Genomic DNA, 22,143 nt, shown 5'->3' with positions numbered 1-22,143 from the left:
ACGGTAAGCGGCACGGGTGTGCCTTCCCGACCGACGTTGGCGCGTCGGCCTTATCTCGAAACCATGATCAGATGATTCGGGAAGGTACACCCTTCCCGGCAGATCCACAGGTTTCGATCATTGCTCCCGTCGACCCGCCCGAAGGGGAAGCGGGCCAGGGCCAGGTGGGGCAAGGTGGAGCGCCCCACTGGACGAACGACCTTGCCCCCTGGCCCTGGTCTGCTCGGCTTGTCCCGGGTCGATGGCGGCGGGATGATCAGGCCTCTACCTCAGCCATCTACGGCCTTCGGCAATGCGCGGCTGATCATCCTGGAGCCGGAGCGCCCCCGCCGGAGGCAGAAAGGGAGGGGCCGCTTCCCGCCTAGCCTTTTGAGCAGGCCGGACCTGCGATGGACAGTCCTGTGACCTGCTTACCGGCGAAAAGCAATCGTCATACGCGCTGCATTGCACCACCATGCTGTACATGGGAGATCTTGAGAGCCCGAGCTGCATCTTCTGCGCCATCGTCCACGGTGAGGCTGAGGCGAGTATCCCCTACGCAGACGATCGCGTAGTGGTGATCATGGATCTTGGAGCGATCACGCCTGGCCATCTTCTTGTGATTCCCCGCATGCATGCTGTTGGACTGGAGGACCTAGATGAGGAAACAAGCGCACATGTGTGGAGGATCGGCCACCGTATGGGGCGGGCTCTGCGGCGCTCAGGTCTTCGCTGCGAGGGTGTGAACATCTTCCTGGCGGACGGCGAAGCCGCTTTTCAGGAGGTCTTTCACTTCCATCTGCACGTGTTCCCTCGGTTTGTGGGGGATGCCTTCCGGATAGAGGCCAACTGGGGCACCAGGGATCGAAGCCTGCTCGATCGGGAAGCTGAAGCGGTGCAGTTCGGCTTGGCAGCCTTAGGGTTCCCCGAAATGGAAACTGGCGGGAGGAGCGAGCCTCTCACCTGATCGTCCGCGTCAGCGGTTGCTGTTTTCGGATTGCTGAGGTACGCGGCCGTTTGCAGCGGGCGGCCCGAGCTGCCGGCGGCCGGGACCGGCCCCCAGGCCGCATGCCCGGCCGCCGAGCGGGCGGAGGGCCGCGAGGCGGCGCGGAGCGCTGCCCTTGATCCCTATGAGTTCAACTCGGCAATAGTTGGTGCATGCTGTCTGTCCCGTCAGGCAACATGCGAGCCGCTGAATCTGAAGATGGATCAAGAAAGCCCCCCTACCCATCTTTCTGCGGGAGAAGACCTCCCCGGGCTCGGACGCGGGAGCCCGCTCTTGATGGGAAGGCCTCGGGTGAGCAGACTGGCTAGACACAGAAGGACTAGCAAGGGAATCAGATGGGAACCGTCGTACTAGCAGTTGTTGCGTGGTGGCTAAGTGGTCTCGTCGGCCCCGACCTGTGGACTCGGCTTCTAAACAGGATTAACAGCCCCAATGATGTTCAACGCTTGATACGAAGCGTCAAGAAAAAAAACAGGATTACACCCAGGGCGCGCGTGGGCAAATTGGTTCGCCGATGATGCGATCTGGGATATTTTGATTCGTTGCACCTTAGCACATACAGCTCCTAGCGATCGGGACGCTCTCATAGAAGCACTCGATAATGAGCTTGCAAGACGTCGGCCGTTGTTTCCGCGGCACACCCTCTCCAATGAGGAAAGACGCCTTCGAGCTACTAAATTGGTCGATGCTACGATCGAAATGTTGATCCCTAGTCTCGATCCGGCTCACGCCGTCGCGGTTTCTAGTCACTCCACTCAGCTCGCCATTGGGGATCTCAGGAGATCAATCAATCTTGCTCTTGATCCACAGAATCAATACCAAAGAGTCCCTCCAGCAGTTGCGGAAGCACTATCGAGATTGCGCGGGTTACAGCCCGATACGGCTTTACGCATTTTGGATGTCATTTCAGAGTCGTCTGCACCAGTAGAGACGGCTCGTTCTTTGACAGCAAACCCGCCCATTTGGCTGCGGGATCCACATCCGCTAGTCTTTGCGCTATTGGGAGAACTAGCCAGCACACACGGAGACTGGCATACGGCTGGACTAAACTTCCAGGCTGCAGCCGAATCAGGGTTCGAGCGTGCGCGTTATATGGCTAAGGCCGCAATAGCGGCGGATCAGGAGGGCGACCGCTCTAGAGCAACAGAACTGCAAGAAAAATTAGAGTCACCCGGGACACCCTCAGAAATCTACGAGTTCACAAAGGCGCTCATCTCGAACGACCTCCAGGAATTAGTGCGTTTCATTGACATACAAGATCCTTGGGATCCAATCGTTCTATCCGTTGCAGTAGAAGCCTTCCTAGCTCTCGATCCCGATCAGAACCTTGGTCGAGCACTGCGCATCTACGAAAGACTAGTAAGGAAATATCCGAACTACTCCGCGCTAAAGATGCGGCTCGCCGACCTGATGGTGGAATCTGCCATACACCGACGGGACACTGACGGCTGGGAAATGCGTAGAGAGGCTACTAGTCTTGCGAAGGGCGACAGTAGCAAGGCTGTGGCTATCGCCTGTCGCGCTGCGGCGATCGACAACCGCTGGGATGAGATCTTCCTCCTAGGACTGCGAGCACCGGAAGGACAGGCTACGCAAGGGGAAGCATCAGATGGTGCGGTAGTACGTGTCGTCGTAGAAGCTCTGCTGATCTGTGGCCGGCTGGAGGCCGCTGAGGTTGCGATTAGCGAAGTTACTGATTCGGTCGTCCAGCGGATTCTTAATGGAGCACTGGCTGCAGCACGGGGTAATGATAATCTTGCGAAACAGTATTACCTAGATGCATGGCCGCTTATTCAAGATGAGCAGGACCGTTTGTTTGTTTGGTCGGCGCTAGCCGCCTATGGTGGCGAGCTGCCAGGGCGCGAACTACTCGAATCGCGGGCTGATGCTGCTGCGAATTTCATTCTGGCACGACATGAATTGGCTCGTGGAGACACAGGAGCTGGCATATCACGGCTACGTCAATGGAGGAATCAATCTCCTGAGGCTTCTTACCTGCTAGCTTCGACCTACGCGTCGGCTGACCCTCCAGTGCCCGCCCGAGCTGCTTCCGATCCTCCGTGAGCACAAGAAGCGCCAGGACGCCGAACGCGCGGAGGCCGGTGAGCTCTGGGAGGATCACGACCTTCTCTTCCCGACCCGTCGTGGCCGGCCGATGGAACGCAGCGAGGACTACAAGATGTGGAAGGCGCTCCTCAAGCAGGCCGGAGTGAGAGAAGCGAGGCTGCACGATGCTCGGCACACGGCCGGGACACTCCTCGTCGAGCAGGGCGTCCACATCCGCGTCGTACAGGAGATCCTCGGCCATGCGCGGGTGACGACCACCGAGCGTTACACCCACATCGCCAGTCCCCAGGTGAAGGACGCCAGCGAGCGCATGGGGGCGGCCCTATGGGGCGAGGACTGAACCAAGGGGCTGAAGGCAACTGCAACTAGAACTGCAACTAGAGGCCCTGTGGAGATCAAAAAGCCCCCCTCGCCGAAGACCGGCGAGAGGGGCTTTGAACTGCGGAGGCTCGGGGATTTGAACCCCGGATGGGCTTAAGACCCAAACCGCATTAGCAGTGCGGCGCCATAGACCTGACTAGGCGAAGCCTCCTGGTGGCGAGTTGCTCAGCACAGCGTACCGGCGATCGCGCAAGGCGGCAAAGCGGATTGCCCTGGGCGCGCCGTCCGCCTCCCGCCGGCGGCCGAGCCGCTCGGGTCGTCTCCGGATCGACCTGCCGACGCCACCATTGTGATCATGCACAGCCCTTGTCCACAGCATGTGGACAAGGGCTGTGCGGCACACTGTGGATGACTCCCCGAGCGTCCACGGTATGGATCACGACTGGCGGACGGCCTGACCCTCGATCTCAATCTTGATCTTCTTGCCCACCAGGAAGCCGCCGGTCTCCAGGGCGACGTTCCAGGTCAGGCCGAACTCCTCGCGGTCGATCTCGGTGCCGGCCGAGAAGCCGAAGACCTGCCCGCCGCCCGGCTTGTCGGCGACACCGGAGAACTCCACCTTGAGCGCGACCTCCTTGGTGACGTCGCGGACGGTGAGGTCGCCCACCAGGGTGAACTCGTCACCCGAGTGGTCGGTGACCCGCTTGCTGCGGAAGGTGATGTCCGGGAACTTGTCGACGCCGAGGAAGTCGTCACTCTTCAGGTGCGCGTCACGGTCGGCGACGTGCGTGGAGATGCTCGCGGTCTTGATCACGACGTCGACGCTGGAGTCCACCGGGTTCTCGGCGACGACGATCTTGCCCTCGAAGTCCTCGAAGTTGCCGCGGACCTTGGTCACCATCATGTGCTTCGCGACGAAGCCGACACGGCTGTGTGCCGCGTCGAGGGCGAACTCGCCGGCGGCCGGGACCTGAAGGCCTTCCCACTCACGGATGCTCACTGCGTTCTCCCAGAAGGTTGATGTGCGGATGTATGCGCGAACAATTATCTACAGGATGTATATTCCTCTCGTCAACTAACAACGATAGGCTTTACCCATGGACGGATTCGACGACCCCAGGCTCACCGCGTTCGGCCTGCTCACCGAGGTCTACAGCGGAGTCTCGGAGCACCTCCACGCCACGTACGCCGAGGAGGGGCTCTCGGAGGTGGATTTCGGCACGCTGATCCGGCTCGCGCGATCTCCCGGCCAGAGCCTGCGCATGGGCGACCTCGCCGCGCAGACCTCCCTGTCGACCAGCGGCATCACCCGCGTGGTCGACCGTCTGGAGCGCGAGGGCCTCGTCGAACGGCACGCCTGCGCCAGTGACCGGCGCGCCTCCTACGCCGTGCTCAGCGAGGCGGGAAAGGAACGTCTCGAACGGCTGCTCCCCCAGCACGTCAAGGACATCGAGACGTACTTCACCGGGTTGCTGACCCCGGACCGGCTGGAGGAGTTCCTGAACACCCTGCGGATCATCCGCGGCGTGGTCCGTCCGTGCGCGACGGCCGGAGCGGACGAGGTCGCGCAGCTCGGGTGAAACCTGGGGATCCCCGGTGAGGGGTGGCGGTGGCGATCGTTTTCTGGTGAACTCCATACTCATCAGTCACAAATCGCCCACAGTGCCCCGGCACCTCTGCCCTACCCCCATGGAGCACCCGTGCGTGTCCTCGCGGCCCTGACCGCTTCCGCCGTCCTCCTCGCCCCTCTCGCCGCCGCGGTTCCCGCGAGCGCCGCCACGCGGCCCGCGACGGTCCCCAAGGAGGCGGTCGAGGTGAAGGTCAAGAAGATCCTCGACGGGGACGGCTTCGACGTCGTCACGGCGAAGGGCGCCACGGTACGCGTGGGCCTGCTGGAGGCGGACGCTCCGGAACAGGGCTACTGCTGGTACGACGAGGCGGTAGCGCGGCTGAAGAAGCTGCTCCCCGAGGGCAAGCCGGTCTATGTCCTGCCGCAGAAGGAGGCCGTCGTGCAGGACGACCGGATCCTCGTCTACGTGTGGACTGGCCAGGGCTCCTACGTGAACGGCGACATGGTAAGGAACGGCGTCGCCCAGGCCGTCTCCTACTACCCGGAGCACGCGTACACCGACTGGCAGTTCAACGAGCAGCTCAAGGCCCAGCTGGAGCACCGCGGCATGTGGTCCGGGCCGTGCTGGGCGCTGGACACCTTCGACAAGCGCGACACCCTCGTCACGCCGCCCGGAGCGGTCGACACCGCCCTCTCGCCGGCGCCCGTGGAGCCGGAGGTGCCCTCGGACGCGTCCGACGCCACCGAGTGGAACTCCCAGCCCGTCCCGACGACGACCGCCACGCCGGCCACCCCGGACACCGACCCCGGCACTGACACCGGGAACGACACCGGCACGGACACGAATACGGACACCGGCGCCGACACTCAGGCCGCGCTGCTGCGCTGACGGCGCGCCACGCTCATCGCGTACGGGCCGGGGTGCGCCGCGTCAGGACGTGTGTCCCGGCCCCTCCGCGAGGACCAGCAGGTCACCGCGGAGCTTGGCCATCCCCCGGGACACCGAGCTCTTGACCGTGCCCACGCTGATGCCGAGCGTCCTCGCTATCTCGGGTTCCGTCATGTCCTCGTAGTAGCGGAGCACGATGGCGGTGCGCTGGCGCGTCGGCAGGCGGTCGAGCGCCCGCTCCAGGTCGTCGTAGTGCTGGCGGGAGTCGCCCTGGGCGGGTACGTCGGGGAGCTCATCCGAGGGATACTCCTCGATCTTGCGCCTCCGCCACGAGGAGATGTTGATGTTCACCATGACGCGCCGCACGTAGCCGTCGAGGGACGATCTGTCCTTGATCCGGTCCCACGCGAGAAAGGTCTTCACCAGTGCCGCCTGAAGCAGGTCTTCGGCGTCACTCGGGTTGCCGGTGAGCTGGTGGGCGACGCGGAGCAGCGCCGCCCCGCGGGACGTGACGTACGAGTGGAACTCCTCATGGTTCACGATCAATGCGATCACCAACCCCGCCAGTCAGGCATCTCGTGCCAGAATCGCAGCCGCGGCCCGGAATCCGGCTGAACCCAAATCCTGGTTTCGCTTCCTCAAGAGCAAAAAGCCCGCAAGGTCCGCTGCTCCGGTACGGCGACGCCCTCCCGCCCGCCCGGTACGGGTTTGTCCCGAGCTGGGAGGTCACTCCTTGCACCGGGAGGGGGATTATTGCTCCCGCGTGTGCGATAAGCGGTAATTCCACATCTGCTGGCCGCGACGGCATGTGAGGCTTGATACGTGGGAGGGGCCATGCCGTACCAGAACGTGGAGCGGAGGCGCGCGCTCGCCGCGGCGGCGCTCGGCCGGGACGTCGGACCGCCGGAGCCGGCTCCCGCCGACGACGACTCGGCGCTTGAGGCCGTGAGCGGCGTGATCTCCGACATCAGCCCGCACCTGATGATCGTCGAGGACGACGAGGGCGCGCAGCGACGCCTCGTGATCGCACCGTGGGCCACCGCCTGGCGCGGCGCCGCGCTACCGCCGGCCGACCTGCCCACGGGAGCGCGGGTTCTCATCCGGGCCCTCAGGTCCGGCACCGTGGTCGACCGGATCTGGGCGGACACCACCCGGATCACCGGGACCATCACCACCGTGCACGGCAGGCGCGACCTGACCCTCGAACTGGACGCGGGTCCCCACCGCGGCCATCGCTCCATCGTCATCCCGTACCGCTCGACCGGGCGGATCAGGGTGCGGCATCCGCAACTGGAGGCGGGCTACCTGTTCGACGCCATCGGCATCGCCGACGGCGACACGACGCTCGCGCTGCTTCCGGCCACCTCACAGCCGCCCTATCGCGCCCGGGCGGTGCCGCCGCCTCCGCCCGCGTACCGGGGGACACAGTCCACGATCTCCGGTACGGCCGTCTGGAGCGACCTGGACGACCACGGCGTCGCCTATCCCATGCTGGAGACGTCCGACACCGGATGCGGCGACGCCGGGATCTCCTGCGCGGGCCTGCCGTACCTCGCGCTCGGGTCGGCCCTGCATGTCCGCAACCTGTGCGACGACCGGTCGAGCACGCTGCCGGTCGTCGCGTGCGGATGCGTCGCCGGGCGCTTCTGCGACCGCTGCCTGGAGTGTGGAACGTCGCCGCGCGGGCGGATCGTCGAACTGTCGGCGGCCTCCTTCGTGGCACTGGGCGGAGACTTGATCAAGGGCTGTTTCAACGCCCGCATCGGATTGGGGTGACGATGCTCTCGATCATCGCGACGGCCGGGCTGCCGATCCTCGTGGTGATGCTGGCCCTGGGCGGCATCGCGAAAGTAAGCACCTCGGGCGCCGAGGCGACGCCGGGAGGTCTGGTACGGCTCGGACCCGCCGTACTGGTGCCCGAGCGCTTCACCAAGCCCGCGATGATCTTCTGTGGTTGTGCGGAGATCGTTCAGGCGGTCGCGCTCACGACCGTCGATCACCCGGTCGCCCGCTGGCTGCCGGTGGCGTTCTTCACCGTGGCGACGTACGTCCTGATGGACCTGCGCCGGCGGCGTCCCGACGTGGGGTGCGGCTGCTTCGGCGACGTCAGCGCCACTCCGGTCGGGCTACGGGCGATCCTGCGGGCGGCCGCGCTGGCGGGGATGGCCGTTCTCGTGGCGTTGACAGAGGTGACGGGCGCGGACGTGCCCGCCGCCTGGTCGTGGCCGCTCGCCTGCTGGATCGGCGGCGGCGCCGTCCTGATTCTCGCCCTTTCTCCGGAACTGGAGGAGAGCGTCGCGCGGCTGCGGCACCGGGCTCCCTGCGAGATGCGCCGACTGCCCCCGGAGCGGGCGCTGTCGCGCCTCCGGTCGAGTACGGCCTACCGGACATACGGTGGACTGCTGGAGTCGGACGAACCCGACGACACCTGGCGCGAGCTGTGCTGGCGTTTCTTCGTGTTCCCGGCGCGGGGCGGGGCGGACGTGGTGTTCGCCGTCTATCTGAGCGGCCGCCGTCCCCCGGTGCGCGCCGCCGTCGTGAGCCAGGACGGGACGCGGCTCACCTCGATGCGGGAATCTACGCCTGTATCGGCCTGACGGTAGACAGGCGTAGATTCCCACATCGAGGCACCGGAATTCAGCTCTCTACGGCTCTCTAGCTTCCCCTCTAGAAAGCCGTAGAGAGGTCAATGGGCGGGCGCACTACAGCGGTTGGGCCCGCAGGAACCTGCCGAAGTGGGGAACGGTGAAGCCGATGATGCCTCGCTCGGCGCTGTAGATCAGGCCTTTCTTGATCAGGCTGTCCCGGGCCGGGGACAGGCTGGACGGTTTGCGGCCGAGCGCCTCGGCGACGTCGGCCGTGAGCACCGGCTCGTCACCCAGTTGCGCCATCGCGTGCATGTAGTCGCGCTCCGCGGGCGTCGCCCGTTCGTAACGGCTGCCGAAGAAGCCCACCGCCAGCTCCTCCTCGGCCTCCGGCGCGGAGACCTTGATGTCGTCGGCCGTGATCGGGCTCTTCAGCGCGAAGTCCCAGGCCACCTTGCCGTACGCCTGCACGAAGTAGGGATAGCCGTCGGCCGCCTCGTAGAGTGCGTCGAGTGCCTCCGTGGTGAACTCGACGTCCTCACGCTCGGCGGGCACGATCAGGGCCAGATCGGCGGCATCCCGGTCGAGCCGGTCGATCCGGGCGTAGCGGAACAGCCGTTCTGAGTAGCTCTTGCTAGCCGACAGCACGCTCGGCAGGTGGGGCAGCCCCGCCCCCACGACGATCAGCGGGCCGCCGTTCTGCGACAGCTCGTGACAGGCGGCGCACAGTGCGGACACGTCGGGCGGCTGCACGTCCTGCATCTCATCGATGAAGAGCGCGATGCCGACGCCCAGGTCGGTCGCGACGCCGGCCGCGTCGACGAACAGCTCGGTGAGGTCGATCTCCAGGTCTCCGGAGTCGGCCCGGCCCCGAGAGGCGGGGACGTCGATGCCGGGAGACCAGTGAGACGTGCCCTTGGCCGCCGCCGGATCCCGCATCGCGAACGCCTTGAGCACTCCGAGGAACTCCTCGATCCGCTCGGGCGCGCGGTGGCGTGGGGCCAGCTCGCGGATCGCCATGTGCAGCGCGGCGGCCACCGGACGGCGGATCGACTGGTCGGGCCGGGCCTCGATCTTCCCGGTGCCCCAGAGCCGCTGCATGGCCATGGACTTGAAGGTGTTGAGCAGGACGGTCTTGCCGACGCCTCGCAGGCCGGTGAGGACCATGCTCCGCTCCGGACGGCCCCTGGCCACCCGTTCCAGCACGATCTCGAACTGCTGCAGCTCGCGATCGCGTCCGGCGAGCTCGGGCGGCCGCTGACCCGCCCCGGGGGCGTAGGGATTGCGCACGGGGTCCACGCTCTCGGACTTTATGACGGGATATAGCGGCCGTCGTAGATTTCCATAGAAAGCGCTACGGCGTGTCGCCCGCGGGCGCAGGGGGGCGCAGCGAGGAGGAGCCGAGATCGCCGTTGTCGTCATCGAGCCCTCACCGCCTCACCCGCCGCCGGCCACCCGCCGGTGATCCACCATGGTCACGACCGAACCCCTGTTCGATCCGCTGGCGAAGACTCTAGCGGGCATCGAACATGTGCGCGAGGCTTTCCGGCGAAAAGCTCCGGCAAAGGCCGTCACTCAGGCCCCGAGCAGCGCAGATGTGCGGTTTGTCCCCAGGCCGCGCGTCCGTCGCCAGGCCCCGGCGGGTCGCCGTCCGCAGCCGTCGTCCACAGGCCCGGCCGTTGTCCACAGGGTGGCCGGACGCCCCGTCGCATCGCTGCGGCAGGGGTAGCCTGCGCGTATGACTTCGTTACGAAGCCCCAGGTCAGCGGCCATCGTGCTGCTGCTGGCCGGTCTCACGACGACCGCTTGCGGCGGAGGCGAGGCCCCTTCGCCGACCGCGGCGCCCGCCGCGGCACCCGTGGAGTCGCCGGGCACGACGGCGGCCGCGAGCACGGGTTCCGGAGGCGCGGGTTCCGGAGGCGCGGCGTCCCCCGACGGCTCGTCCACCTCCGTCGGCTCGCCGACCGCGACGGTGTCCCCCACGCCGTCGGTCTCTCCCACCCCGGCCGGTCCACCGCCCTTCTCCGCCGTCGTCGAGAAGGTATCGCGAGACGAGGTCCGGCACTCCTGGCATCCCGGCTGCCCGGTGCCGGTGAGCGACCTGCGGAAGATCCGCATGACCTACTGGGGCTTCGACGACAAGGCGCACACCGGTGTGCTGGTGGTGAACCGTTCGGCCGCCCAGGACATGGTGACGGTGTTCCGCAAGCTGTACGGCTTCCGCTTCCCCATCCACCGGATGGAACCGGTCGACGTCTACAAGGGCAGCGACAACGACTCGATCGACGCCGACAACACCTCGGCCTTCAACTGCCGGAGCGCGACCGGGTCGAGCAGTTGGTCGCAGCACGCGTACGGCCTGGCGGTCGACATCGACCCGCGGGAGAACCCGTACGTGTACGCCGACGGCTCGAACGCGCACCGGAACGCCGACGCGTTCGTCGATCGGCCGCTGCGGAAACCGGGCGTGATAAACGCGGGCGACCGGGTGGTCCGCGCCTTCGCGGCTATCGGCTGGGGCTGGGGCGGCGCCTGGTCGGGTGCGAAGGACTACCAGCACTTCTCCAGCAACGGCCGCTGAGAGCCGGCCGTCGGACTGGGTGACTCGTCAATGCGGAGGTGGCATCGGATGGATGGCGTTGCCGACGTCGCAGCCGCCCTCTCCCGGCATCCGCTGGATCCGCGAAGGCGACCAGACGTCCGTCGCGCCCGGCGCCACCCGGGCGAGAATGCAGTCGAGCGCTTGGTCCAGGTACGGCTTGACCGAGAACGAGACGCCGACCACGCCGCCCTCCGTCTTGATCTCGATGCGTATCGCGGGGTCGAGGTGGAGAGAGGCGACGGCCGCACGCACCTTGCGCTCGTCCGCCCTCCCGTGCGCCGGTACGCGGGGAAGCGCCTCACGCAGCCGTTCGTACGGCATCCGCGGGGTCTTCGGCCACGGCGCGAACGTGAGCGGCGGGCCGGTCGGGCAGACGGCGTCACGGGGTTCCGCGTCCCAGTCTCCGAACGTCGAGAACCGCAGTTCGAAGCAGCGCGCCACAGGGACGGTCCGGGGCTCGATCGCGCCCTCCGACGCGGTGCCGGACAGCCGGATCACGACGCCGACCCCGTCGCCCTGCGCGGTCGTCGTACCGGTCACGCTCATCACCTCGACGCCTTCGACTTCGTCCACGAGATGGCCCATGTCCTGTGCCGGACGGTCGCGACCGCTGTAGAAGCGGTGGGCGATCCGCAGGGCCCTGTCGCGCAGGTCGTCGGTCGCGTTCTGCTTCGCGTACTGCTTCGCGTACGTCGCCACACCGCAGCCTCCTGTCACCAGCAGGCTCAGTGCGATCAGCGTGATGCGGCGCATCTCGCCCACCCTTTCCGGCCGTCTCGTCCCGCGGTCGAAGAGCCGTCGCGGTTGCCGCGCCATGGGGCCCGTCCGGACGCCGACATTAATCGCCGACCGGCTGGAGGTGGCGGGTGTCGACCTGGTGCCCGGCCTCCTCGAGGACGGCCACGGCCTCCCTGGCCCGGAGCTCGGGTACGAGAACCAGGTCGGCGTGGTAGGTGGAGACGACGAACACGGGGATGGCCGCCTCCGCCAGGGGATCCACCACGGCCGTCAGCGCGCCGGGATCGCGGGAGGCGTGCCCGGCCCCGCCGCCGTACAGGCCGATCCACCGCTCGCCCCCGCCCGCCGGCCAGGTCTCCCGTACGACGGTGAGGCCCTCGGGGGCGCGGACCAGAGCGATCCACTCGTCGTCCTCGGGGAACGTCGCGTGCGGAAGATGCTGCACGGCGAACACGGACGGCACGATGCCCAGTCGCTGGGCCGCGGGTGAACGCATAGAACGTGTGTACCAGAAGGCGGGCCGGGGGCACCGCCCCTTGGACGTCGGGAACCCGCCGCGAACGAGATCAGCCGCCAATGAAAACGCCCGCTCCTCCGGCCGGAAGGAAGCGGGCGTCTATCGAATATGACATCTCCTGATCCACCTGAGACGAGGGGAATCACGAGTGAGGGCTCACACGTTAACGGCACGGCGGGTGACATCCGGAAAGTATCGCTTACCGGTTCATAACGATCGGCCATCGACCTCGTCACACAGTAGCGGCCGGGCGTCGCGGACCGTTGAACTGCTGGTCCACGAGGTTTGACAGGTGATGCATGAGCTGGCTCCAATCAGGTCCCCTTCCTCCCATCTGGCCCGAGGACCGGTACGAGGTGCGTTCCTACCGGTCGCCGGGAGACCGGGGTACGGAGGACCGCTACCACCTGGCAGAGCAGGCGCACGAGGCGGTCGTCCGGCTGCGCCAGGCGGGGCTGGCCATGCAGATACAGGTGATACGGCTCCACGACGGGGTGACCCTGTTCGATCTGATGGCCGGCGTCGACCAGCCGATCGAAGCCTGGTGAGCGTCCCCCCGTCCCCGCTGGTCGACGCCTAAAGCCTGGTCAGAGGCCGACCGGGGCACCGGCCGGTGCGGCAGGATGAAGCCATGACGGCGAGGGACGGCGACGGCTGGGCGCTGTGCGCGCGCGGACACCAGCACTGGGGCGTGTACGGCGCGGCCGGACTGCTCGCCGTTCACCACACTCTGGACGGCATGCCGTACGTGCTGATGCAGAAGCGGGCCTGGTGGAGCCATCACGGCGGCACATGGGGACTGCCCGGAGGCGCCCGTGACAGCCACGAAGACGCGGTCGCCGGGGCGCTCCGCGAGGCTCACGAGGAGGCCGCGCTGAGCCCGGACCTGGTGCGGGTGCGCGGCCTGTATGTGGACGACCACGGCGGCTGGTCGTTCGACACGGTGATCGCTGAGGCGGACGGACTGCTCGACGCCGCTCCCGCGAACGGCGAGAGCGCCGACCTGCGCTGGATCGCGGCCGACGAGATCACCTCGAAGGACCTCCATCCCGGTTTCGCGGAGACCTGGCCCGGCATCCGGCCCGCGCTGAGCCCGCTGGTCGTCGTCCTCGACCTGGCCAACATCATCGGAGCGCGGGCCGAGCACGGCTGGTGGAGAGACCGGGCCGGGGCCGCCAGCCGCCTTCTCAACGAACTGCTCCCGCTCACCGCCCGTGGGCTGCCGCAGCCACCCGTGGCGCTGCCCGGCCTCGCCCGGTGGTTTCCCCGGTTCGTCGTCGTCCTGGAGGGGGCGGCGGCCAGGGGAGCCGACCCCGGGCCCTGGGAGGGCGATCTCACGGTCGTCTCCGCGCCGGGTAGCGGCGACGACACCATCGTGGAGGTCGTGGGCGACACCAGGCCGTGGGAGCAGGTGCTCGTGGTCACGGCGGACCGCGGGCTGCGCGAGCGGGTGACGTCCCTCGGCGCCCTGGTCACCGGCCCCCGCTGGCTCCTCGACCAGCTCTGATCGGCCGCCCGGAATCGGTTCCGCTCCGCGGCGGCCGGCTCCGAGCGCCGTGTGCGGATTCCGGCCCGGGATAACGACTGGCCCGGCGGCGGGGGAACGTTTACGGTGTCCACATGACCTGGCGACATTGATCCTCACCTGAGTCGAGACTTGCGGCGAGGCTCTACGCGTACGCGTTCCTCGACGACTTCGTGGTGCTCTACCCGGTCTACGCTCTGCTGTTCGCCGACACCGGGCTGTCCGCCGGCGAGATCTCCTCGCTCTTCGCGATCTGGTCGGTCACGGGTTTCGTGCTGGAGATCCCGTCCGGCGTGTGGGCCGATCTCATCTCTCGGCGGCGGCTGCTCGTGGCCGCGCCGCTGCTGACCGGCGCCGGATACGCCCTGTGGACGTTCCTCCCGTCATATCCGGCCTTCGCGCTGGGTTTCGTGCTCTGGGGCGCGGGCGGCTCGTTGCGGTCGGGCACGCTCCAGGCCCTCGTCTACGAGGAGCTCGACCGCCTGGGCGCGGCGGGTTCCTATGCCCGCCTGACCGGACGGTCGGCGGCGCTGGGGACGACGGCGTTCATGGCGGCGACCGCGCTGGCCGGGCCCGTCCTCTCCCTTGGCGGCTATCACGCGGCCGGCCTGGCGAGCGTCCTGGCCACCGTGCTCGCCGCCGCCGTCGGGCTGACCCTCCCGGAATCCCGCGGTCCCGAATGTCGTGACCCGGCCGGGGAAACCGGCTATCTGGCCGTGCTCCGCGACGGCCTGTCCGAGATACGGAAGTCCGACCGGGTCCGCCGGACCATACTCCTCCTGTCACTGGTGTCCGGTCTCAGCACGCTCGACGAGTACATCCCGTTTCTGGCGGAATCGACCGGGGTGCCGGTCTCGGCCGTCCCGCTGCTGGTCCTGCTGGTCTCGGCCGGCATGACGGCCGGAGGCTGGGCGGCGGGGCGGGCGCCGGGGGCGATCGCACCCGGCCTGGCGGTGGGCGCCGTCTGCCTCGCGGCCGGCGCGGCGAGCCGGCTGCCCGCAGGCTTCGTGCTGGTCGCCGCCGCATTCGGCGTCTTCCACTGGGCGGTCGCGGGGATCGACGCCCGGCTGCAGGAGCAGGTCGCCGACGGATCGCGGGCCACCGTGACCTCGATGGCCGGGCTCGGCACCGAGGTGGTGTGCCTGGCGGTCTACGCGGGATACGGCGCCGGCTCACGCTGGGCCGACCCGTGGCTGATCTTCAGCCTGGCCGGCCTGCCGTGCCTGCTGGCCGCCCTCATGACCGGCTCCGGCCGGCTCGGGCGACGAGGCCGGCGACGAGACGGGCGGTGAGCCTACCCCTGGCCGGTCGTCCGCCGGTACGGACGCGGCCCCTGGCGGGGCACCGGCAACTGGTAGGTCTCCCCATGCATCAGGTAGTGCACGAGATGGGTCAGGCCGATCCGCCGGACGTGGTGCCGGAAGTCGCTGAGCGGAGAGGCGAAGGCCTCGTAGTCGTCGTAGTGCACCGGCAGCGCCGACTCGGGGCCGATCAGGCGGAGCCACTCTGCGCCCTGCAGGCCGTCCATCGTCACCGTCAGCCCGAGCACGCGGGTGCCGCCCAGATGGACGATGCCCACGTCGATGTCGGGGAAGCGCCGAGGGATCTCCGCGAGCGAGGGATCCATGATCGTGTCTCCGCTGATGTGCAGGCGCAGCTCGGCCTGGTCGCCGTGGCCGAAGTCGAGCACGCTTCCCATGACCGGAGGCAGCAGCATCCGGGCCGGGCCGGGCGCGTGCCTCGCGGGCGTGGCCGTGACGGTGAGGCACCGGTCTCCCCGGCGCACACTGTGGTGCTCCCAGGTTGTCAGGCCGATGGGATTCCGGAAGCCCTGCCGCCTGAGCCGCCTGGCCGCGTGCCTGGTCGTGACGATCGGGATGTCCTTGTCGAGGCCGTCTCGTGCGATCCGGTCCCAGTGGTCGCCGTGCATGTGCGAGAGCACGACGAGATCCACGGCGGGCAGCTCCGTCACGTCCAGGGCCGGTTCCGTACGGCGCCGGGTGCTCAGGCCCCAGCCGAGATGAGCCCGCTGACCGCGATGGAGGAAATTCGGATCCGTCAGCACGGTGAAATCATGGCTGCGGATGATCAACGTCGCGTTCCCCACGAAGAAGACGCTCGCGTCCACTGGATCGGGCATGCGACTCTCCCCTCTCCCGTGTTCAGGCTACGTGAGAGGCCGTTCCGCGCTCCGAAGCGGGGGCCGGTCGCTACGGGTGGGCCGCCGGAGGCTCTCCGGCGGCCAGTTCGGTGACGGCCGCCGTCGCCGCCTCCCGGGTCTCGTAGCACCGGAACAGCTGGTCGAGCTGGGTGAGCCGGAGCAGCCGGGCGATCACGCCGGCCGCGCCCGCGAGGGCCAGCTGCGTCTCCGGGCGGGACAGGCGACGGTGGACGGCGACGAGCGCGGACAGCCCGGTGGAGTCGCAGAACTCCGTCTCGCTGAGATCGATGACCAGGCCGGGCGGTTCCCGGTCGGCGAAGACGCTGTGGACGCGCTCCTGGAATACCGCCAAAGTGGTGTAGTCCAGTGCGCCGTGGAGGCCGATCACGGTCAGCGCCTCGCTGGGTTCGACGCTGACCGAGAGGGTCGCTTTGTGATCGAAGGCGTGCTCGTAAGGGGACATCTCATCCCTGACGACGGGTGCACCGATGCTCGGGGAGCAGGGAACACGGTGTACGGGGTGAGTCCGATGCTATCCGGCTCTCACGGCGTGACCCCGGGCGCATGAGCGGTCACGCGGCGGCTCCGCCGGACGATGAGCGGAGCCGCCGGACGAACGGGCAGGTCCCGGCACGGATCAGGGAAACGGGATCGGGGAACCTCAGGAACGCGCGCCGAGGTGCTCGGCGGCCCATTTGGCCAGCTCGCGGGCGCAGCCGGCCACCGACTCCTTCCACGTCTTGGCCGCGCCGTCGCCCGCGTCGTCGCTCACGTGTTTGACGAGCCTGATGGGGACTCCCGCCGTACGGGCGACCGTGGCGAGTGCGTATCCCTCCATGTCGACCAGGTCGGCCCGGGCGGCGAGCCGGTCGCGGGCGGCGTCCTCGGCCACGAAGGCGTCACCCGTCGCGAGGACGGGGCCGTCGGCCGCGAGTTCCAGGGGCGCGCCGACCGTCTGGCCGGTGAGGGAGTGGAGGATCTCGCTGTCCAGGTCGTGCTGGAGCACGGTGCTCACCTCGTGGGTGCCGGTCCAGCCGGGCCGCAGCGCGCCCGCCGTACCAAGGTTGACCACCACCGACGGCAGCGGGCCACGGGTCAGTACGGTGGCCAGCGCGGCGGCGGCGTTGACCTTGCCCATGCCGGTCAGGAGCACCGGGAAGCCGCCGTCCAGGAACTGTGCTTCCTCCCCGAGGGCGAGTACGAGCAGCGGTCGGTCCGACATGACGGTTCCGTTGAGATTCATGCCCTCACGATAAATTCGTCCATCGTCCTGCGAACCCCATGGTCACACTCCGAGACACGCGGAACGGGTGACCGGGCGGTCAGCCGTTCTCCGCCGGTGTCCGCCGCTCGTCCGGCGTACCGGTCGCGGGGGTGGCGAGTCGGCGGCTTTCGGGGAGCCGGTGGCAGAGCGCCAAAATCACGGTGCCGAGAAGCGCGACCAGCGCGGTCGAGGCCGCCGCCGCGCCGATCCCCACCGTCTCCATCACCACACCGGCGATGGCCGATCCGGTCGCTGTGCCCGTCGTGAATAGGGTGATGATCCAGGCGAACGCCTCGGTGACCGTACCGGCCGGGGCGAAGGCGTCCACCATCGTGAAGGCGACGACCAGCAGCGGCGACAGGAACAGGCCCGTCGACAGGCAGATCGGCATCATGATCCAGACAGGGGCCGTCGACGCCACGAGCAGATACGTGACCGTGAGCCCCGCGCCGAACAGCACGGCCTGGGCGGTGGGCGTCCATGGCCACGGCCGCCGGCCGTGCGCGATCGCCCCGGCGAGCGCGCCGAGGGCCGACAGCGCGAGCAGGGTGCCCGCGCCGCCCGGCACCGCATGGCGCTCGGCGTACCCGACCGCGATGATGTTGAGTCCGCCGACGGCGGTGCCGGCCCCGGCGAGACCGAGGAAGAGCAGCACGAGCGCCCGGCTGCGCAGCGGCCCGAGCCAGTCGCGCGCGCCGGGCTCACCCCGCCATTCGCGTGAGGCCCGCGAGGTGGCCATGGTCAGCACGCCGGCCGCGCACAGCACCGCCGCGAGGATCAGCGCGGCCTCCGGCGGGGCGACCGCGACGGCGGCGGCGACGATGAGCGGGCCGCCGATGAACACCAGTTCCTGCGCCGCCGCGTCGAGCGCGTAGGCCCGCTGGACGTTCTCCTGGCCGACCAGGCGCGGCCACAGCGTGCGCAGGCACGGCTCAAGCGGCGGGGTCGCCGCGCCGCAGATCACCGCGCCGGCCAGCACGAGCGGCTCCGACCACGGGACGAGGGCGATCAGCACCAGGCCGAGGCAGGACAGCAGAGCGCTGACGATCAGTATGTACGTCTGGCCCCACCGGTCCACCATCCGCCCGAGCAAGGGGCCGCCGATCGCGCCGCTCACGGCGAGCACCCCCGTCGCCAGCCCGGCGAACCGGAAGTCCATCCCCTGAGCCCGCAGGGTGAGGGTCATGGCGAGGGCGGCCATCGCGGTGGGCAGCCGCCCGACGAGGGAACCTCCGAGGGCCCGGATCACCGAGGGCCGCCGGAGCAGGCCGAAGTAGGTCACGGTGTCCTCCGCCCGCAGGGCCTCAGCGCGCCTTGGCGAAACGCCATCCGTACCGGTGGTGCAGCACGGCGGCGACACCGGCGAAGGACTCCGCGTCGAGGATGGCGCCCTCCCTGCGGATGTCGTCCTCGCGCAGCTCGAAGATCCGGTCGAGGCGGAGGTAGGAACGACGGTGCTCGCGATCCCACGAACCCGCGCCGAGCTCCAGCCAGTCGTCCCGGTAGTCCTCGTCCGGCTCGCGGCTCGACAGCATCATGCCCAGGAGCATGCGCCCGTGGCGGCCGACGAGCAGCAGGGGCCGGTCCTTGCCCCGGCTCGGGTCCTCCTCGTACGGCACCCAGGCCCACACGACCTCGCCCGGGTCGGCCAGGCCGTCCAGATCGGGGGAGTATTCGAGGGCCGCGGCCCGCTCGACGTCGTAGACCTCCCGTACCGCGCCGCGGAGGGGGCGCGGATCCTCGCCTTGATCACGCATGTCCGCAGCCTAACGTCAGATCGTGACTCTTCGACCCGGTGGTCCCGATTGCGGCCCCCGGCGAACCCATCACGCCGGTGCGGGATCAGCGGAGGATGCCGGTCGCGAACTCCCACAGGCGCTCGGCGTTCGCCCCGTCCAGGGCGTATCCGGCGACCCCCGGCACCCCGAACTCCGTCGGACGCGTCCGCACCACGGGCGCCTCGGCGACGTCCTCGAAATACCGGCCGCCGACACCCTCGACGAGCGGCGACGCGGCGAGGAAGACGGAGGTGGCGGCACCCTGCTCGACGGTCTTGCGGTACGGCTCGGGGGTCCGCATGCCGCCGGCGTATCGCTGGAGATTCGTCGGGATCGCCCCGGGGTGGAGGGCGTTGGCCCGGATCCCCTCGCCGGACCACCGGCGGTCCGCCTCCACGGCGAGCAGCACCTCGGCGGTCTTCGACTGCGCGTACGCCGCGGTCGGGTCGTAGGGGCGGAACCGGAAGTCGATGTCGTCGAAGACGACCGGTGAGAACAGGTGGCCGCTCGACGACACCGACACCACGCGCGCGCCCCCGGCGTCGGCGAGCGCGCCGTGCAGCCCCAGCGTGAGGGCGAAATGGCCGAGGTAGTTGGTGGCGAACTGCTGCTCCTGCCCCCGCATGCCCCGTTCGAGCTCCGGCAGCAGCATGATTCCGGCGTTGTTGATCAGGATGTGCAGCGGCCCGCGCCATCCGGCGGCGAACTCGTGCACCGAGTCGAGATCCGCCAGGTCCAGGCGCGCGACGTGGATGGCGTCGTTCCCGGTCCTGGCCCGCAGGTCGGCCGCGACCTGTTCGCCGGCGTCGGGACGCCTGACGGCGAGGGTCACCTCGGCGTTGGCGGCGGCCAGCGCCCGGGCGGTCTCGACGCCGATCCCGGAACCTCCGCCGGTCACGATCGCCCGCCTGCCGGACAGGTCGACCCCCTCGATCACCTCCGACGCGGTCGAGTGGCGGCCGAACGGGCTTTGAAAAAGCTGGGACATGTGCGTTCCTCGGTTGGCTGAGCTGTGCATCTGCCACCTTGGGGCACCGTCGGCGGTCCGCCCAGGATCCGCCGAGACTGGGACCGGCGGGGCCACCCAGGGTTGGGCAGGGGCCGCATACCCTGGCCGCATGACGACGACCGACGACGGCAACGCCCTGGGCGGATACCTGCGCACCCGGCGGGCTCTCGTACGGCCGGAAGCCGCCGGGGTGCCCGACCAGGGCAACCGCCGTGTCCCGGGGCTGCGCCGCGAGGAGGTCGCCTTCCTCGCAGGGGTCAGCTCCGACTACTACGTCCGGCTGGAGCAGGGGCGCGACCGCCACCCGTCAGAACAGGTCCTGACCGCCATCGCCGGCGCGCTGCGGCTGGACGAGGACGCCACCGCGTACCTCCTGCAACTCGGCAGGCCGCCGAGCGTCCGGCGCAGGCGGCCCCGCAGGCGCGAGAAGGTCGGCGAGGGCATCCGCACGCTGATCGGCACCTGGCCGCTCACTCCGGCGTACGTGCACGGGAAGTACATGGACGTGCTCGCCGCGAACAGGCTCTCCATCGCGCTCTCACCGTTCAGCGCGCCGGGAAACAACGCCATCCTCGCCGCGTTTTTGGAGCCGGAGATGCGCGAGCTCCATCGGGACTGGATGGAGATGACCGCCCGCGTCGTCCCCTATCTGCGCTCCGTCGTCGGCGCCGACGTCGACGACCCGCGCCTCGTCGAGATCCTCGGCGAGCTGTCCCTGCGCAGCGAGCGTTTCCGCACGCTCTGGGCGCGGCAGGACGTCAAGCGCAAGAGCAGCGGGATCAGCCTGTTCGATCACCCCCAGGTCGGCCCGCTCGAGTTGCGGTACGAGAAGCTGCTCATCCCCGGCACCGACACCCAGACCCTGGTCACGTATCACGCCGAGCCGGGCAGCGACTCCGAGGAACGGCTGCGCCTGCTCGCCAGCATGAGCGCGGCCGCCCCCGTGCGCGCAGGTCTCCCGCCAACCGGTGTCCCCGTCGCCCGTGGCACGCTTTCCGACGGGAACGGCGGCTGATCGCCCGCCCGGCGTAACGCTTTCTCAGCGGCGTACGGAGGACGGCGCGAGGAGCCCGAGGTCGCGCGGCCTGACAAGGCGTGGAAATTTTCATCGGCCACCGTCGGTCACCTGCGGTTCCATGCTCTCCACGCCGTCGGGGATGGCCGCCGACAAACGGTAAATCTACGATGAGGCCTCATCCGTAACGGAGGACGTCGCGGCGCGAAATCATGCCCCATAAACAGGGACTACAGCGAAGCGAGCACCGATGCGCGGACCATTCACGTTCGCTGTGCCGAAGGCACACGAATAGAAGGAGTCGCGAATGGCTCAGCACGAAGAACCGTACGGAAAAACCCGGCGTGGATCGCTCGCCGGACGATTGACTCTCCTGGCGGCGCTGGTCGCGGCCGGGATCGGCCTCAACCCGGCGGCGGCCCACGCCGACACCTGGCGGACGGCGACCGCCCAGGCGTGGGGTCAGACCCAGGCGACGGCATCGGCGGCGGCCCAGTCGAACGCCCGCGCCGCACTCACCAGCCTGGCCAGTCAACTGGGAGAAGTCTGTACGAACGTGACCTCGTCGGCCACCCTCGTGTACGTCGTGCCAAGCGGCGGCGGCTACCAGTACAGCGGCACGGCGACGGGACTGTGCGCGCCGCCCCCGCCGCCCCCTTCGTACACCGTGTCGCGCACCGCGACGGCCCGCGGTGAAGGCAGCACATCCGGGGCGGCCCAGCAGAACGGCGAGGCGGCGGCCCGTTCCGCCATCCTCGCGGCCGGAGGCGACTGCACGAACTACCAGACGACCGCGGTGACCTACGTGTACAGAACCCCGCCCGGAGACTGGTACATCTACGACGTGACGGTATCCGCCCTCTGCGTGCAGTAGCGGTTCTCCGCGAAGAAGCCGCGACCTTTTTGCGGCCGAGGTTCATCCGGCCGGTAGGGAAGAGAACAAATCCGGAAATCTATATGTGCCGCTTGTCCCGTGATGCCGGTTGCTACGCTCCAAAGATCATCAGCTAGGCATGGAGAGCCGCGTCATGGGCCATCCCCCTTACCCGCCGCAACAGCCGCACGGGCAGCCACCGCAGCCGGGACACCCGTACTATCCGCCCCAGCAGTCTCCCCC

24 protein-coding genes and 1 tRNA gene are annotated in these 22,143 nt (G+C 68.6%); 13 read left to right on the top strand and 12 right to left on the bottom strand.

Annotated elements, in window-relative coordinates; translation table 11 throughout:
• Window positions 1-463 precede the first annotated feature (463 nt).
• From JOL79_RS31855 to JOL79_RS31845, 3 genes are all read left to right on the top strand, one after another.
• Window positions 464-946: an HIT family protein gene (locus JOL79_RS31855; RefSeq protein WP_210159649.1), complete on the top strand. Its 483-nt coding sequence runs from the start codon at window positions 464-466 to the stop codon at window positions 944-946.
• 741 nt (window positions 947-1,687) lie between these two features.
• Window positions 1,688-3,049, top strand: a complete 1,362-nt coding sequence (locus JOL79_RS31850) for a hypothetical protein (RefSeq protein WP_210159648.1) — start codon at window positions 1,688-1,690, stop codon at window positions 3,047-3,049.
• Window positions 3,006-3,392 carry a tyrosine-type recombinase/integrase gene (locus JOL79_RS31845; protein WP_210159650.1) on the top strand — a complete coding sequence of 129 codons (387 nt, stop codon included), beginning with the start codon at window positions 3,006-3,008 and terminating at the stop codon, window positions 3,390-3,392. Before JOL79_RS31850 ends, JOL79_RS31845 begins: the two co-directional genes overlap by 44 nt.
• Before the next feature lie 102 nt (window positions 3,393-3,494).
• On the opposite strand, the gene JOL79_RS31840 is transcribed toward JOL79_RS31845, so the two are convergent.
• Window positions 3,495-3,584: transfer RNA gene (locus JOL79_RS31840), tRNA-Ser, on the bottom strand.
• A gap of 225 nt (window positions 3,585-3,809) precedes the next feature.
• Window positions 3,810-4,373 (bottom strand): YceI family protein, encoded by a 564-nt coding sequence (locus tag JOL79_RS31835; protein WP_210159647.1) that lies wholly within the window; start codon window positions 4,371-4,373, stop codon window positions 3,810-3,812.
• A 97-nt stretch (window positions 4,374-4,470) separates the two neighbouring features.
• Here JOL79_RS31835 and JOL79_RS31830 point away from each other — a divergent pair, with 97 nt between their 5' ends.
• Both JOL79_RS31830 and JOL79_RS31825 read left to right on the top strand, forming a co-directional pair.
• Window positions 4,471-4,953: a MarR family winged helix-turn-helix transcriptional regulator gene (locus JOL79_RS31830; RefSeq protein ID WP_210159646.1), complete on the top strand. Its 483-nt coding sequence runs from the start codon at window positions 4,471-4,473 to the stop codon at window positions 4,951-4,953.
• 120 nt (window positions 4,954-5,073) lie between these two features.
• Complete coding sequence (locus tag JOL79_RS31825; protein WP_210159645.1) at window positions 5,074-5,832, top strand: thermonuclease family protein; 759 nt, start codon at window positions 5,074-5,076, stop codon at window positions 5,830-5,832.
• Window positions 5,833-5,874: 42 nt separating this feature from the next.
• On the opposite strand, the gene JOL79_RS31820 is transcribed toward JOL79_RS31825, so the two are convergent.
• Window positions 5,875-6,378, bottom strand: coding sequence for a SigE family RNA polymerase sigma factor (locus JOL79_RS31820; protein ID WP_210159644.1), 504 nt, complete (start codon window positions 6,376-6,378; stop codon window positions 5,875-5,877).
• Between the two features lie 288 nt (window positions 6,379-6,666).
• On the opposite strand from JOL79_RS31820, the gene JOL79_RS31815 reads away from it, so the two are divergent.
• Both JOL79_RS31815 and JOL79_RS31810 read left to right on the top strand, forming a co-directional pair.
• Window positions 6,667-7,608 carry a hypothetical protein gene (locus tag JOL79_RS31815; protein WP_210159643.1) on the top strand — a complete coding sequence of 314 codons (942 nt, stop codon included), beginning with the start codon at window positions 6,667-6,669 and terminating at the stop codon, window positions 7,606-7,608.
• Window positions 7,609-7,610: 2 nt separating this feature from the next.
• Window positions 7,611-8,429: a MauE/DoxX family redox-associated membrane protein gene (locus JOL79_RS31810; RefSeq protein ID WP_210159642.1), complete on the top strand. Its 819-nt coding sequence runs from the start codon at window positions 7,611-7,613 to the stop codon at window positions 8,427-8,429.
• A 105-nt stretch (window positions 8,430-8,534) separates the two neighbouring features.
• Here JOL79_RS31810 and JOL79_RS31805 read toward each other — a convergent pair whose 3' ends face one another.
• Window positions 8,535-9,716, bottom strand: a complete 1,182-nt coding sequence (locus JOL79_RS31805; RefSeq protein WP_210159641.1) for an ATP-binding protein — start codon at window positions 9,714-9,716, stop codon at window positions 8,535-8,537.
• A 439-nt stretch (window positions 9,717-10,155) separates the two neighbouring features.
• On the opposite strand from JOL79_RS31805, the gene JOL79_RS31800 reads away from it, so the two are divergent.
• Window positions 10,156-10,998, top strand: a complete 843-nt coding sequence (locus tag JOL79_RS31800; protein WP_210159640.1) for a M15 family metallopeptidase — start codon at window positions 10,156-10,158, stop codon at window positions 10,996-10,998.
• 27 nt (window positions 10,999-11,025) lie between these two features.
• Here the strand turns inward: JOL79_RS31800 and JOL79_RS31795 are convergent, their stop codons facing one another.
• Window positions 11,026-11,772 carry a translation initiation factor IF-2 gene (locus JOL79_RS31795; protein ID WP_210159639.1) on the bottom strand — a complete coding sequence of 249 codons (747 nt, stop codon included), beginning with the start codon at window positions 11,770-11,772 and terminating at the stop codon, window positions 11,026-11,028.
• 85 nt (window positions 11,773-11,857) lie between these two features.
• Window positions 11,858-12,253 (bottom strand): ACT domain-containing protein, encoded by a 396-nt coding sequence (locus tag JOL79_RS31790; protein ID WP_210159638.1) that lies wholly within the window; start codon window positions 12,251-12,253, stop codon window positions 11,858-11,860.
• A 320-nt stretch (window positions 12,254-12,573) separates the two neighbouring features.
• On the opposite strand from JOL79_RS31790, the gene JOL79_RS31785 reads away from it, so the two are divergent.
• The 3 genes from JOL79_RS31785 to JOL79_RS31775 all read left to right on the top strand — a co-directional run bounded on the left by JOL79_RS31785 (window position 12,574) and on the right by JOL79_RS31775 (window position 15,091).
• Entirely contained in the window at window positions 12,574-12,822 is a 249-nt protein-coding gene (locus JOL79_RS31785; protein WP_210159637.1) for a hypothetical protein, read from the top strand.
• An 83-nt stretch (window positions 12,823-12,905) separates the two neighbouring features.
• Window positions 12,906-13,781: an NUDIX hydrolase gene (locus JOL79_RS31780; RefSeq protein ID WP_210159636.1), complete on the top strand. Its 876-nt coding sequence runs from the start codon at window positions 12,906-12,908 to the stop codon at window positions 13,779-13,781.
• Window positions 13,782-13,972: 191 nt separating this feature from the next.
• Entirely contained in the window at window positions 13,973-15,091 is a 1,119-nt protein-coding gene (locus JOL79_RS31775) for an MFS transporter (RefSeq protein WP_210159635.1), read from the top strand.
• 2 nt (window positions 15,092-15,093) lie between these two features.
• On the opposite strand, the gene JOL79_RS31770 is transcribed toward JOL79_RS31775, so the two are convergent.
• From JOL79_RS31770 to JOL79_RS31745, 6 genes are all read right to left on the bottom strand, one after another.
• On the bottom strand, window positions 15,094-15,939 hold the full coding sequence (locus tag JOL79_RS31770) for an MBL fold metallo-hydrolase (RefSeq protein WP_210159634.1): 846 nt from the start codon (window positions 15,937-15,939) through the stop codon (window positions 15,094-15,096).
• 70 nt (window positions 15,940-16,009) lie between these two features.
• On the bottom strand, window positions 16,010-16,423 hold the full coding sequence (locus JOL79_RS31765; RefSeq protein ID WP_210159633.1) for an STAS domain-containing protein: 414 nt from the start codon (window positions 16,421-16,423) through the stop codon (window positions 16,010-16,012).
• A 198-nt stretch (window positions 16,424-16,621) separates the two neighbouring features.
• Window positions 16,622-17,203, bottom strand: coding sequence for a nucleosidase (locus JOL79_RS31760; RefSeq protein WP_210159632.1), 582 nt, complete (start codon window positions 17,201-17,203; stop codon window positions 16,622-16,624).
• A 79-nt stretch (window positions 17,204-17,282) separates the two neighbouring features.
• A complete protein-coding gene (locus tag JOL79_RS31755; RefSeq protein WP_210159631.1) occupies window positions 17,283-18,506 on the bottom strand; it encodes an MFS transporter in 1,224 nt (407 codons plus the stop codon).
• A gap of 22 nt (window positions 18,507-18,528) precedes the next feature.
• On the bottom strand, window positions 18,529-18,981 hold the full coding sequence (locus tag JOL79_RS31750; protein ID WP_210159630.1) for a type II toxin-antitoxin system PemK/MazF family toxin: 453 nt from the start codon (window positions 18,979-18,981) through the stop codon (window positions 18,529-18,531).
• Window positions 18,982-19,066: 85 nt separating this feature from the next.
• Entirely contained in the window at window positions 19,067-19,990 is a 924-nt protein-coding gene (locus JOL79_RS31745) for an SDR family NAD(P)-dependent oxidoreductase (RefSeq protein ID WP_210159629.1), read from the bottom strand.
• A 130-nt stretch (window positions 19,991-20,120) separates the two neighbouring features.
• Between JOL79_RS31745 and JOL79_RS31740 the strand changes: the two genes are divergently transcribed.
• Window positions 20,121-21,026 carry a helix-turn-helix transcriptional regulator gene (locus JOL79_RS31740; protein ID WP_210159628.1) on the top strand — a complete coding sequence of 302 codons (906 nt, stop codon included), beginning with the start codon at window positions 20,121-20,123 and terminating at the stop codon, window positions 21,024-21,026.
• Window positions 21,027-21,333: 307 nt separating this feature from the next.
• A complete protein-coding gene (locus JOL79_RS31735) occupies window positions 21,334-21,900 on the top strand; it encodes a hypothetical protein (RefSeq protein ID WP_210159627.1) in 567 nt (188 codons plus the stop codon).
• The last annotated feature ends 243 nt before the right edge of the window (window positions 21,901-22,143 follow it).

The organism is Microbispora oryzae (genome assembly GCF_017896165.1).
GTDB lineage: Bacteria > Actinomycetota > Actinomycetes > Streptosporangiales > Streptosporangiaceae > Microbispora > Microbispora oryzae.
This window is presented reverse-complemented; position numbering and strand designations above follow the sequence as displayed.

Excerpts from the sequence above, each read along its gene's own strand:
- JOL79_RS31855 (WP_210159649.1), top strand. The coding sequence starts at position 464 with ATGGGAGATCTTGAGAGCCCGAGCTGCATCTTCTGCGCCATCGTCCAC.
- JOL79_RS31830 (WP_210159646.1), top strand. The coding sequence starts at position 4,471 with ATGGACGGATTCGACGACCCCAGGCTCACCGCGTTCGGCCTGCTCACC.
- JOL79_RS31815 (WP_210159643.1), top strand. The coding sequence starts at position 6,667 with ATGCCGTACCAGAACGTGGAGCGGAGGCGCGCGCTCGCCGCGGCGGCG.
- JOL79_RS31810 (WP_210159642.1), top strand. The coding sequence starts at position 7,611 with ATGCTCTCGATCATCGCGACGGCCGGGCTGCCGATCCTCGTGGTGATG.
- JOL79_RS31800 (WP_210159640.1), top strand. The coding sequence starts at position 10,156 with ATGACTTCGTTACGAAGCCCCAGGTCAGCGGCCATCGTGCTGCTGCTG.
- JOL79_RS31795 (WP_210159639.1), bottom strand. The coding sequence starts at position 11,772 with ATGCGCCGCATCACGCTGATCGCACTGAGCCTGCTGGTGACAGGAGGC.
- JOL79_RS31790 (WP_210159638.1), bottom strand. The coding sequence starts at position 12,253 with ATGCGTTCACCCGCGGCCCAGCGACTGGGCATCGTGCCGTCCGTGTTC.
- JOL79_RS31785 (WP_210159637.1), top strand. The coding sequence starts at position 12,574 with ATGAGCTGGCTCCAATCAGGTCCCCTTCCTCCCATCTGGCCCGAGGAC.
- JOL79_RS31780 (WP_210159636.1), top strand. The coding sequence starts at position 12,906 with ATGACGGCGAGGGACGGCGACGGCTGGGCGCTGTGCGCGCGCGGACAC.
- JOL79_RS31770 (WP_210159634.1), bottom strand. The coding sequence starts at position 15,939 with ATGCCCGATCCAGTGGACGCGAGCGTCTTCTTCGTGGGGAACGCGACG.
- JOL79_RS31765 (WP_210159633.1), bottom strand. The coding sequence starts at position 16,423 with ATGTCCCCTTACGAGCACGCCTTCGATCACAAAGCGACCCTCTCGGTC.
- JOL79_RS31760 (WP_210159632.1), bottom strand. The coding sequence starts at position 17,203 with ATGAATCTCAACGGAACCGTCATGTCGGACCGACCGCTGCTCGTACTC.
- JOL79_RS31750 (WP_210159630.1), bottom strand. The coding sequence starts at position 18,981 with ATGCGTGATCAAGGCGAGGATCCGCGCCCCCTCCGCGGCGCGGTACGG.
- JOL79_RS31745 (WP_210159629.1), bottom strand. The coding sequence starts at position 19,990 with ATGTCCCAGCTTTTTCAAAGCCCGTTCGGCCGCCACTCGACCGCGTCG.
- JOL79_RS31740 (WP_210159628.1), top strand. The coding sequence starts at position 20,121 with ATGACGACGACCGACGACGGCAACGCCCTGGGCGGATACCTGCGCACC.
- JOL79_RS31735 (WP_210159627.1), top strand. The coding sequence starts at position 21,334 with ATGGCTCAGCACGAAGAACCGTACGGAAAAACCCGGCGTGGATCGCTC.